Source organism: Agriterribacter humi (assembly GCF_009192765.1).
GTDB classification, from domain to species: Bacteria; Bacteroidota; Bacteroidia; order Chitinophagales; family Chitinophagaceae; genus Agriterribacter; species Agriterribacter humi.
Window position 1 is genome coordinate 197,586 of sequence record NZ_VOHQ01000004.1, and the last position, 12,267, is coordinate 209,852.

Consider the following 12,267-nt stretch of genomic DNA (forward strand, 5'->3'; position numbering starts at 1 on the left):
TTCCCCCTTAACTACCATGTTCCTCCTGTGTTTGTTATCTTCAACACATAGGCACAATAGGTCCTATGAAAAATAGGGTTATATTAAAGACGATGTGTACCTATGTGGCTAATGTTCAGTAAAAATAACAAACTGATTTTCATTTCCCAACATCCAAAATTCACGTTACTTATCCTTTCCCTCTACCAAAAACTGTCCTATGGCTTCCAGTAATACATCCGATGTATTGGAGTTGGTAAAAAGCGCATAACCCATTTTCTGGTCCTTATATACACGAAAAGTGCATTTAAAGTCACCATTGTTGCCGCCATGTCCGAAGGATTTACCCCAGGGTGTTTCCCGGATCTCGAGGCTTTCACCCATATAGGTGGGATACTTGGGCTTTTCATCGCCGGGTTCAAAAGAGTAGTCGGAATGTTTGCTGAGCATGGTATTGTAGGTTTGAGCGCTCAGCCCTTTTTGTTCTAACAGGTACAGCATAAAACGCGTAAATATTTTTGCTTCGGTATGCATCGAGTAGGCCATACCGGGAGCGTCGGGCAGCTCATCGTAATTGGGCAGCATATCTATATGCCCTTCCGCTACCATATTCCTCAGTGAATCGTTGCGCGAAAAAAAGGTATGCCAGAGCCCGATGGGTTGTATTACTTCTTCCTTTAACACCTGTTCCACTTTTTTGCCGGTGATTTTTTCTACTACCATTTTCAAATACTCAAAACCTTCGCCGGAATAATTATAGCTGGTGCCAGGTGTAAATTTCAGGTTCAGCTTACCATCGGGGTTCATGGAGCGCCAATTGGGAAAACCCGTACGGTGTGTAAGCACATGCCTTGCCGTCATCAGTTTGTATCGGTCGTCATACGCAATATCCGGGTAAGGGAGATAGAGGTATAATGGCCTGTCGAGATCAATTACACCCCGCTCTGCCAGCCGCTGGACGGCAAAAGCAAAAACAGGCTTGGTAATGGAAGCGGCTTCAAACAGGGTATTGCTGTCCACCGGTTGTTTTGTAAAAGTATTTCGTACACCGTATGTGTGGTGGTATACCAGTTTACCATCTTTAATCAGGGCCAGCGACACACCGGGTACCTGGTAATACTTTTTGTAAGTCTCTATAAAATGATCAATCTGTTTGGCGGTGGCTGCCGTGAAGTTGCCTTGCAGCATGCCTTTATCCGGGATGAGGTGAGGCGCGGGGGCAGAAGGAATGATGATGCCGGGGGTCGTGGCGCTTTTGCCACCTGCAGCGTCAACGATGACCGGCTTTTTTTGCGCGGCGGCATATACGGTATCGCCCCGTTGAGAATATGCTTCGGGCAGATCAATGGTATATTTTCCTGGGGGAACCTGTGCCGAATAATGGCCCAGGCTATCCGTTGCCGTGGTAAGCCATTGCTCGGGATGTTGGGTATTGATCAAACGTACCCGGCCTGGAAGCGGCACATTTATTTTTTTGTCCCATGCCACATTACCGGAAAGTGTAACCAACTTTTGATTGGCGGGCATAATGATCACATCCGACAGGCTGCGCGGATTTACATATTTCATTTCACCACTGCCCCAGGAGGCGAACGAAAAGCTCTTATCGGCATCCATATCAAAAACAAAGAAGTCCAGCCCGATAGATTTTCCTATGGTAAGCTGGTCACCGAGTTTAATCTGCCATTCGTAGTAACGCGTATTGCCTTTTTGTATAAAAGCTACGTCTATGATATTCCATTTCGCGTTTTTGGCAAAGGGGTCGTAATAGGCATTATTGGTATTGCGAAGTTTTTTGCTGTACATAAAAGAAGCCACTCCGGAACCAAAGGGCAGGTGCCGTGCATCGAGGTAGAGTTCCAGTGCATCCTGTGTATTCCAGCGCACACTGGCAGAAGTATCTTCTATAAAATCATCGTCTGTTACTGTAATGGCCACATACAGGGAATGATCTTCGATACGGTAACCCATGCGGAAAAAACCGCTGAAATCTGATTCACTGAGTGGTTTGGTATCCGAACCGTTTACCCCGATTTTGTATGTGGCGATATTCTGCGGCCAGTCGGAAAAATCGCCGTCAATGGTTATGTTGCCCAGCGGGTAGGCATAACCTACCGTACCATTATGCGCCAGGATTTGCCGCCCCAGGGCAACAAATAAAATTACGAGGCTGAAGCGCCTGACTTTCGTGGTGGATATAAACATAGCTTACAATTGTACAATTGAAATACCGCCCGCTGATTTTTTACTTGTACGAATGGGTTTGCCAAAATGTTACTATGGAATGAAAAGATTTCAATAGGTGGGACAGATTTCCATGGGCGGGGGGACAGGTCAATTTACGATGCTGTTATAGCTTTTGTAAAGACAATTTGATTACCGGTATGTTGCATAAGTGTGAATAATGTTTACGGAAGGGTGTTTCGGGGATATTAAAGTCCACTCCCATCCAGGCGGCTTTCTTCTATGGTCGGATACCCGCCAACAACCACCCGTTTTAAAAAATGTGGAGTGCTGTGGAAACAACGCTCGCAGACCGGTAGAAAGCCAACATGAGAAAACATGATCTACCTTAAAAAGATGATGGTATTGATCCGCCAACGGGAGACGGAAATATTTACCCGATACTCATTATTATAATATTTTTGTTAAAGGGTCAGGCTAATGGAAACCGTAAATTCAGGTAAAGCCTATTTTAAACGATTGATTCCCGAAATTATTCCGCAACGAATAAAGTCTTATCTTTTGGGTTCAATAATTTTACCGCTTTCGTCATTTATTTAAACCACTACATTCAATGTATACATCAAGAAGAAATTTTCTAAAAAAAACTGCGCTGGCTTTAGCCGGTACCACTGTATTGTCCAATGAACTATTTGCCGCGATAAACCCGGGTGAGTTGCTGGGCATACAACTATACAGTATACGCGATGATATGAAAAGCGATCCGCTTGGCAGTCTTAAAAAGGTGGCGGCAATGGGATATAAACACGTAGAGCACGCCAATTATGTAAACAGAAAACTGTACGGATATAGTGCCGTGGAATTTAAAAAAATACTCGACAGTCTTGGCTTAAAGATGCCAAGCGGGCATACCGTAATGGGTAAGCAACATTGGGACGCCGCTAAGAATGATTTTACAGATGAATGGAAAATGACTGTAGAAGATGCAGCCACTTTAGGGCAACAAATAGTGATCAGCCCATGGCTGGATGAAAGTCTCCGCAAAACATACGATGATATGAAACGTTATATGGATGTATTCAATAAAAGCGGTGAACTGTGTAAAAAATCAGGGATGAAGTTTGGATATCATAATCATGATTTTGAATTTAGCCAAAAGCTCAATGGCATAACTGTTTTTGATATACTTCTTCAAAATACCGATCCATCATTGGTAGTACAGCAACTGGATATTGGAAATATGTACAATGCCGGTGCAAAAGCGCTTGATATTATGAAGAAATACCCGGGCAGGTTTGAATCCATGCACGTGAAAGATGAAATAAAATCAACAGGGGGACACGATCCTTACGAAAGTACGATCCTGGGCAAAGGTGTTATCCCGGTAAAAGAGATAATTGACCTGGGCAGAAAATCCGGGACCAAACATTTTATTATTGAGCAGGAATCTTACCAGGGGAAAACGCCTATGGAAAGCATAACCGAAGATCTGAAGATCATGAAGAAATGGGGTTATTGATAAAACCAGATTCATTCCTTTTAATACAAATACGGCCACAAAATAATACTTTCTCATTCAATCTTCCTTTTTATAAGGAAGGAGGGCAATTTTTTTCACCTTTAATAGTTCAATGGAAGAGCTTACGCTGAAAATTGCCGGTACCCGATATTTTCTAATACTAAGCATATGCAACATAATGCTGTATATGATTGTCAAACAGAAAGTTGAGTTAATTAAATAAATTTTGAAAGCATTGGTATGGAAATAGATGTTTTAAATCGGTGCGCAAAGCTTTGCTTTTATAACATAAGGAATAATATATTTATAAAAATAATAATTCTTTATATTTAATGAAACCTTTATCCGTTGTTATCATTACATTCAACGAAGAAAAAAACATTGCCAGGTGCCTGGAAAGTGTAAAGGATCTTGCAGATGAGATTGTTGTTGTGGACTCTTTATCAGAGGATCATACCAGGGGTATCTGCCGGCAATATGGAGTGCGGTTTATTGAGCAGCCTTTTTTGGGCTATATCGAACAAAAGAATTTTGCACTTCAACAGGCAAAGTATGACCATGTGTTGTCGTTGGATGCCGATGAGGCGTTGGATGAAACGCTTTACAATGCAATATCTTCTGCAAAGCAGGAAGGATTTCCTTACGATGGATACGCAATGAACCGTTGCGCCAATTACTGCGGCAAATGGATAAGGCATGGTAAATGGTACCCGGATAGAAAACTGCGTATACTGAACAGGCAAAAAGGGAAATGGGGAGGCGTTAATCCCCACGATAAGATTGAAATGGATGCCGGAGCCAGCATTTGCCGTTTACCCGGAGACATCCTGCATTATACGTATTATACCATTGAGGAGCATATATCGCAGATGAACCGCTTTACCACCATACAGTCGGAAGCCATGTTGAAAAAAGGAAAAAGATCAACTATATTTCATGTCATTTTTAATCCGCTCGCCGCTTTTGTTACAGGTTATATTTTTAGAAGAGGATTTTTAGATGGTGTGGATGGCTTTTTGATTGCAAAAAGTGTTGCTTATCAAACCCTGCTCAAATATGTAAAGCTTTTACAACTTCAGCGGAAGCATAATATGAGCTAACCCATTGTTGGGAAGGCAGAAGAAAATTGGGAAAAATATTTTGATATAACAATTAACCGGTTATTATTAAACCTTATCACTCTTGTTTTGTTTCCACAACCGGTAACCTATAAATCCCACCACAGCAAAAGGTGTAACCATAAGATACAGGATACCCGCGTTTAATGCCTTAGCCGGCTTTTCACCCATTTGCTGTGCTGTTTTAGTACAAATAGAACATTGCGCGGAAGCAGCAACAGTACTCAGCACCATCAAAACTATACCCAGCAAAATAGCTGTCATCCTTTTCATTTGCATTGCCTTATCAATTGAAGTGCTAAGGTACAACGAATGCGGGTATGTTCCCAATCGGGGCCCGGTAATACCCTTGGCACAACAAAATTATTATTTGTTGCATCTTATTGATCTCCCATTAATTTTGCAGTTATGAGGATAGCAATAGCGCAGCAAAATTATCATATCGGCAATTTTGAAAGTAACGTAAAGAAAATCATAACTGCCATTGAACAGGCTAAAACCGCCGGAGCCGAACTGGTGGTTTTCTCCGAATTAAGCGTTTGCGGGTATCCCCCGCGCGATTTCCTGGAATTTGATGATTTTATAAATGAATGCTACGCTTCGGTTGAAGAAATAAAACTACATACTGAAGGTATAGGCGTCATTATCGGGGCTCCTCAAAGAAACCCCAATCCTCTCGGTAAAGATCTTTTTAACACAGCATGGCTGCTGTACAACAGGGAAATATCGGGCGTAGCGCATAAAACATTGTTGCCTACCTATGATGTATTTGATGAAAACCGGTATTTTGAACCTTCATTTGAGTGGAATGTAATCCCTTTCAAAAACCATCGCATTGCCCTTACCATTTGTGAAGATGTGTGGAACCTGGGGGACAATCCCTTATACCGTATTTGCCCGATGGATATACTGGCCAAACAACAGCCCGATATCATGATCAATATTTCGGCATCTCCTTTTGACTATGATCATGATGAAGACCGTAAAGAAGTAGCAAAAGCCAATGTGCTGAAGTATCATCTTCCTTTAGTGTATTGCAATGCTGTTGGCTCCCAAACGGAAATTGTATTTGACGGGGGCAGCCTCGTATATGACGAAAAGGGTAACCTGCTGAAAGAAATGGAATACTTTGAAGAAGCGTTCAGCATAATAGATATAGCGCAGCCCGGTAATCAACCCGTACAACAAAATGAGGTAGAGGGTCAGCAACCTGCAGTTATCTCTGGCCAAACCGACAAAGAAATGCGTGTTTCCAAAATTAAGGATCCCGATAAGATCATTGATTTTCTTACGGCCGGTAATAATATCCGCCAGATACACGATGCGCTTATATTGGGCATACGGGATTATTTCAGTAAAATGGGGTTTTCAAAAGCTATATTGGGCAGCAGTGGCGGTATAGACAGTGCAGTGGTGCTGGCCCTGGCTTGTGAAGCATTGGGTGCAGACCATGTTCGCGCTATTTTAATGCCGTCTCCATTTTCATCCGGTCATTCTGTACAGGATGCCGAACAACTCAGTAAAACACTGGGCAATCCTTATGATATTATCCCCATTAAAGATGTTTATGATACTTTTCTTACTACTTTAAAACCTGTTTTTAAAGACCTGCCATTCAGCGTTGCGGAAGAAAATATCCAGAGCCGGTCGCGTGGAAATCTTTTAATGGCCATTGCCAATAAATTTGGATATATATTATTAAACACTTCCAATAAAAGTGAGCTGGCAACCGGTTATGGTACTTTATATGGCGATATGGCCGGTGGGTTAAGTGTACTGGGCGATGTATATAAAATGCAGGTGTACGCCCTGGCAAAATATATTAACCGTGATAAAGAGGTCATCCCTATTCATATCATTACCAAAGCCCCTTCGGCAGAGTTACGTCCCAATCAGAAAGACAGTGATAGTTTGCCCGACTACAATGTATTGGATAAAGTATTGTATCAATATATTGAGAAAAGGCAGGGACCAAACGAAATCATAGCTATGGGTATTGATGCTGCACTGGTAAACAGGATATTGAAGCTTGTAAATATAAATGAATACAAACGCAACCAGTTTTGTCCTGTCATACGGGTAAGTTCAAAAGCTTTTGGCGTAGGCAGGAGAATGCCGATTGTGGGAAAATATTTAAGCTGATCCGCCGAAAAAATTCGTATTTGCCTTAAAGATTTTAGATATTTACCTACTATGTGCGGCATTGCCGGTATTATATCACCCAACCCTGCGTCAATTACTACCCACCGTTTAAAAAAAATGGCGGATGCTATAGCACATCGTGGTCCTGATGGTGAAGGATTCTGGATCAGTCGGGATGGCACAGTTGGTTTTGCGCACCGGAGGCTATCCGTTATTGATTTGAGTGAAGCCGCCGCGCAACCCATGCATTATACTTCCGGAGGGTTCCCAGCATCAACTCAACGATATACCATAACCTATAACGGAGAACTCTATAATTTTCCCGAAATAAAAGAACAACTCGCCTCCAAAGGATATACTTTTAGCACCGGCTCAGATACAGAAGTAATACTGGCGGCATACGATTGCTATAAAGAAGAATGCCTGCAGTTCTTTGACGGGATGTTCGCTTTTGCTATTTGGGATGAGAAGAATCAAACTCTTTTTACAGCAAGAGACCGGTTTGGTGAAAAACCATTTTTTTATTATTTGGATGAACCTGGTAGCACTTTTCTTTTTGCCAGTGAAATGAAGGCTTTATGGGCAGCCGGAATTGAAAAAACTGTAGAGGAAGAGGCGTTACTATATTATATCGGCTTAGGTTTTACACAGTTTCCGGTTGAGAAACAACGGACATTCTATAAAAACATATACGCGCTTCCCCCTGCCCATTATATGAAATGGCAGGTTAAACGCAGTCGTATTACAGCCTGCCGTTACTGGGATATTGATAAAGACGATATTAACCCCTGTAACGAAAAAGAAGGGGTAGAAAAATTCAGATCGCTTTTTTTTACCTCTGTTAAAAGAAGGCTAAGAAGCGATGTGCCCATTGGAACCAGTCTGAGCGGTGGACTGGATAGCTCTTCCATTGCAAGTGCCATACATATCCTGCTTCCCAACAATACAAATTATAAAAGCTTTTCGGCCGTTTTTCCGGGTTATGAAAAAGATGAGTCGAAGCACATACAGGAGATTGTATCTGCATTTGCCCTTACCAATTTTACAGTTTCGCCTACCCATTCCTGTTTGATTGATAGCCTGGAAAGGCTTTGTTATTATCATGAGCAACCCATAGGCTCATCCAGCGTATTTACACAGTATGCCGTTTGCCAACTGGCAGGCCGGCATGGTATTAAAGTACTGTTAGACGGACAGGGCGCCGATGAAACAATAGGCGGGTATTCCAAATATATACACTGGTGGCTCCAGGAACTGGTAAGCCGCAAAAAATTTATACAGTTTAAAAAAGAAAAAAAAGCCTTAACAGATAACAACATGCCTTTTGAGTGGGGCTATAAAAACTATATGGCTGCCTGTGCGCCGGGACTTACAGCAATAACACTTCAAAAAAGGGAACAAAAAAGGCTTAATATCAATAATGAAATTGAACCGGCTTTTATGCGGGCATTTAATAACGGGGATTGTTCCTGCAAACCCTTTGTAAGCAGACTAAACGACGTGTTGTATTACAATACCATGCAAAACGGGCTGGACGAACTATTGTGTTATGCAGACCGTAATTCGATGGCGCACGGATTAGAGCTGCGGTTGCCGTTTCTTAGCCATAAACTGGTGGAATTCCTTTTCTCCATGCCGGGTCACTATAAAATACGGGAGGGTTATACCAAATGGGTTCTGCGGGAAAGTATAAAAAAAGAATTGCCTGCAACCATTACCTGGAGAAAAGATAAAATTGGTTTTGAACCTCCTCAAATGCAATGGATGAATCAACCTTCATTACAGGACTGTATACATGATGCTAAACAAAAACTTTCGGCTGCAGGCATTCTCAAAAAAGATGTGCTGAACATTTCTGTTCGTCCCCGGTCTGCTTATGATTCAGAAAACAGTGATTGGCGTTATCTTATTGCGGCTACATTGCTGCATTTAAAATAGCCTTCCAATATTTATTTTTGTTTCCGGAGCGTTTCATATACCTCGCTATTACCGTAAGCATCCGTCTTAATAGTATACCAATTCTTACTGTCTTCCATTTTTACAAAATAAGCAACATTCTCTCCGGATGTAATTTCGGTAACGCCAAAAAGCGATTTCTTTGCATAACTCCTTTTAAGTTCCGACAAAATATTCATGGGCAATAATGAAGGTTTGTAAAAACGCATAGAACCGGTAATTTTGCCATTCTTATTATAGTAAACAATATACCTTACGTCCGACTGCAAAAAGCGAACGGAGTATTCGCCTTTGGCTTCATGCCAGCTTACATTTTCGGCCGCAGTAAAAGTTTCGTGGAACGCTTTAAGTACTTTTTCGCTAACGGAGGGAGCGTTGGCATACACACCTGCCGACATCAGGGCAACAATAGCAAGAACAAATATCTTTTTCATAACATTACATTTACTTGGATAATTAAATCATTTTGACGAAACAAAAATAGAACGCCATTATTCATTCAAAAATTATACTACGCCGGTGGATTGATCAAGATAAGATGGTATTTACCTTATAGTAATGTTGCGTGTATACAACAATATATGCATCGCGTAAAACCCTTTACACCAAAGCCTTTCAAAAAATGTTGCAGATTGTTACGCGAGGCCGGTTAAGTTTCTGTTAAACTGGAATTCCGGAAAATAACTTGATAAGTTGAAACTCGTTTCATTTCCTCATCTTTGCATTTCATCTTATTCACGATATGAAATCAGCTACAAAATTTATTCATGCGGGCGTGCATCCTGATCCTTCCACAGGCGCTATTATGACACCCATTTTTCAAACATCAACTTTTGTTCAGGATGGCCCCGGTAAACATAAAGGATATGAATATGCCCGCACACAAAATCCTACCCGCACCCAATTGCAAAACGCACTGGCTGCATCGGAAAACGGGGAGTATGGCATTAGCTTTGGCAGCGGGCTTGCAGCAACAGATACACTGCTTAAGCTTTTTAAACCGGGTGATGAAATTATAAGTACCAACGATTTATATGGCGGCACTTACAGGCTAATGAGGAAAGTTTGGGAGACTTACGGCTTAAAATTTAAATTTATTGACATGAGCAATGCTGACAATATCAGCAAACATGTTACGCCTGCCACTAAAATGATCTGGGTAGAAACACCTACTAATCCCTTAATACGGATCATTGATATTAAAGCCTGTGCGGCTATTGCAAAAAAAGCAGGCGCCCTGCTGGCAGTGGATAATACTTTCGCGTCACCTTACCTGCAAAACCCGCTCGATCTGGGAGCGGATATGGTAATGCATTCCGCAACCAAATATATTGGCGGGCATAGTGATGTTGTGCATGGATGTATTATCACCAGTAATAAAGAGATAGCAGACCAGTTGTATTTTTTACAAAATGCATGTGGCGCCGTGCCCGGCCCGCAGGATTGCTTTCTTTTATTGCGTGGATTGAAAACACTGCATGTGCGCATGCAAAGGCACTGCGAAAACGGAGAACAAATCGCTCATTTCCTCCGCCAGCACTCCAAAGTGGCCAAAGTGCACTGGTGCGGATTTGAAGATCACCCCAATTATGCTATAGCCAAAACGCAAATGCGCGGCTTTGGTGGTATGATCAGTTTTGAACTGAAAGATAACACGGTAGCCGCAGCGGAAAAAGTATTATCATCCACAAAGCTCTTCGCCTGTGCAGAATCGTTAGGTGGTGTAGAATCGCTGATCGGCCATCCGGCCAGTATGACACATGCTTCCATTCCACGGGAAGAAAGAATAGCGAACGGCCTGGTGGATTCACTCATCCGCCTGAGCGTAGGCATTGAAGATGCGGAAGACCTTATAGAAGACTTAAAGCAGGCATTAGGATAATGCAAATGAATTTGCCTCCACATCTCAGAGATTTCATGAACAGGAAGGTGGATGAGTACAATCAGTCTTCCTTTATTGTCAGTGATCCCATCTGTGTGCCCCATGCTTTTACAAAAAAACAGGATATAGAAATCGCCGCATTATTTGCCGCTATTTTAGCCTGGGGGAACCGTACTACCATTATCGCCAAAAGCAAAGCCTTAATGCAGGCAATGGATAATGCGCCGCACGATTTTTGCCTGCATGCAGGTGAACCGGAATTGAAAAGACTGATGCTATTTAAACACAGAACGTTTAATGCAACAGACATTTTGTATTTCGTTGAATTTCTAAAATACCATTATACGCATTGCGATTCTTTGGAAACAGCTTTTACCCAATGGATGCGCCCTGACGATCTTACCACCGAAAATGCAATGCGCGGTTTTTATCATTACTTCTTTTCCCTCCCCGATGCACCGCCGCGTACCCGCAAACATATAGCCACTCCGGATAAAAAATCTACCTGCAAAAGGTTGAATATGTTTTTAAGATGGATGGTAAGAAATGACGACAGGGGTGTTGATTTTGGTATATGGAAAAATATTTCCCCTTCCCAGCTCATTTGCCCTGTTGATGTACATGTAGCCCGTGTGGCCAAACGTTTTAATATGGTGTCGCGCCATCAAACCGACTGGCTTACGGCTTTGGAATTAACAGTATGTTTACGGCAGTTTTGTGCTGAAGACCCTGTAAAATATGATTTCGCATTATTTGGATTGGGCGTTGTTGAAAAATTTTAATCATGGATAACCAGGCATTACTAACCGCGCTGCAAAAGGAATTATCATTAGAATTGTATGACCAGCTAAATGAAAAGGAACTGCAATTGCGGGTACAGGAAAAAGTGAATGAACTGATTGAGCACGATTTTGGGAAACTGGTGAATATATTGTACCGCATAGATGTGAGTGAACAAAAGTTAAAGCAATTATTAGAATCAAACGATGATAAAGACGCGGCAGCTATTATTGCCGGCTTAATCATAGAACGGCAAATGGAAAAAATAAAAAGCCGTCATGATACCAGGCATTTTGACAACACTAATGATACAGAAGACAAATGGTAATTGCTCTTAAAACAAATGCACAAATGATCGTTTACGGAATACCCAATTGCGATACCACACAAAAAGCAATAGCCTGGCTGAAAAAAAGGAAAATAAACTTTGCATTCCACAACTACAGGGAAGCAGGCATAACAGCCGTCAAATTGAATGAATGGAGTAAACTGGCAGGGTGGGAAAAAATTCTCAATAAAAAAAGTACCACATGGCGAAGCTTAGCACCCGAACAGCAGGCAGCAGTAACCAGTCAGAAAGCGGCAGTGCAGGTAATGCTTAGTCATCACAGCATCATTAAGCGCCCTGTTATTGAGTATAACAACAAAATAGTAACTGGTTACAATGATGCGCTATATCAACAGGAGTTCAAATAGTACTATTGCTT

At 41.8% G+C, this 12,267-nt stretch carries 11 protein-coding genes; 8 read left to right on the plus strand and 3 right to left on the minus strand.

Annotated features, from left to right (window positions below; genetic code table 11):
* Positions 1 to 165 precede the first annotated feature (165 nt).
* Complete coding sequence (locus FRX45_RS09515) at positions 166 to 2,184, minus strand: serine hydrolase (RefSeq protein ID WP_152268179.1); 2,019 nt, start codon at positions 2,182 to 2,184, stop codon at positions 166 to 168.
* 592 nt (positions 2,185 to 2,776) lie between these two features.
* On the opposite strand from FRX45_RS09515, the gene FRX45_RS09520 reads away from it, so the two are divergent.
* Positions 2,777 to 3,682 carry a sugar phosphate isomerase/epimerase family protein gene (locus FRX45_RS09520; RefSeq protein WP_152268180.1) on the plus strand — a complete coding sequence of 302 codons (906 nt, stop codon included), beginning with the start codon at positions 2,777 to 2,779 and terminating at the stop codon, positions 3,680 to 3,682.
* A gap of 332 nt (positions 3,683 to 4,014) precedes the next feature.
* Positions 4,015 to 4,782: a glycosyltransferase family 2 protein gene (locus FRX45_RS09525; RefSeq protein WP_152268181.1), complete on the plus strand. Its 768-nt coding sequence runs from the start codon at positions 4,015 to 4,017 to the stop codon at positions 4,780 to 4,782.
* 66 nt (positions 4,783 to 4,848) lie between these two features.
* Here FRX45_RS09525 and FRX45_RS09530 read toward each other — a convergent pair whose 3' ends face one another.
* On the minus strand, positions 4,849 to 5,064 hold the full coding sequence (locus FRX45_RS09530) for a hypothetical protein (RefSeq protein WP_226805167.1): 216 nt from the start codon (positions 5,062 to 5,064) through the stop codon (positions 4,849 to 4,851).
* A 144-nt stretch (positions 5,065 to 5,208) separates the two neighbouring features.
* Here FRX45_RS09530 and FRX45_RS09535 point away from each other — a divergent pair, with 144 nt between their 5' ends.
* Positions 5,209 to 6,942 (plus strand): NAD+ synthase, encoded by a 1,734-nt coding sequence (locus FRX45_RS09535; protein WP_152268182.1) that lies wholly within the window; start codon positions 5,209 to 5,211, stop codon positions 6,940 to 6,942.
* A gap of 51 nt (positions 6,943 to 6,993) precedes the next feature.
* Positions 6,994 to 8,880 carry an asparagine synthase (glutamine-hydrolyzing) gene (asnB, locus tag FRX45_RS09540; protein ID WP_152268183.1) on the plus strand — a complete coding sequence of 629 codons (1,887 nt, stop codon included), beginning with the start codon at positions 6,994 to 6,996 and terminating at the stop codon, positions 8,878 to 8,880.
* Positions 8,881 to 8,891: 11 nt separating this feature from the next.
* On the opposite strand, the gene FRX45_RS09545 is transcribed toward asnB, so the two are convergent.
* Positions 8,892 to 9,332, minus strand: coding sequence for a hypothetical protein (locus FRX45_RS09545; RefSeq protein WP_152268184.1), 441 nt, complete (start codon positions 9,330 to 9,332; stop codon positions 8,892 to 8,894).
* Between the two features lie 308 nt (positions 9,333 to 9,640).
* On the opposite strand from FRX45_RS09545, the gene FRX45_RS09550 reads away from it, so the two are divergent.
* The 4 genes from FRX45_RS09550 to FRX45_RS09565 are packed head-to-tail and all read left to right on the plus strand — an operon-like array spanning position 9,641 to position 12,256.
* Positions 9,641 to 10,780, plus strand: coding sequence for a cystathionine gamma-synthase (locus tag FRX45_RS09550; protein ID WP_152268185.1), 1,140 nt, complete (start codon positions 9,641 to 9,643; stop codon positions 10,778 to 10,780).
* Between the two features lie 35 nt (positions 10,781 to 10,815).
* Entirely contained in the window at positions 10,816 to 11,562 is a 747-nt protein-coding gene (locus FRX45_RS09555) for a TIGR02757 family protein (RefSeq protein ID WP_226805169.1), read from the plus strand.
* Between the two features lie 2 nt (positions 11,563 to 11,564).
* Positions 11,565 to 11,888: a hypothetical protein gene (locus FRX45_RS09560; protein WP_152268187.1), complete on the plus strand. Its 324-nt coding sequence runs from the start codon at positions 11,565 to 11,567 to the stop codon at positions 11,886 to 11,888.
* A gap of 23 nt (positions 11,889 to 11,911) precedes the next feature.
* The gene (locus tag FRX45_RS09565; protein WP_152268188.1) at positions 11,912 to 12,256 is read left to right on the plus strand and encodes a Spx/MgsR family RNA polymerase-binding regulatory protein; all 345 of its coding nucleotides are present in this window, start codon (positions 11,912 to 11,914) and stop codon (positions 12,254 to 12,256) included.
* Positions 12,257 to 12,267: the final 11 nt, after the last annotated feature.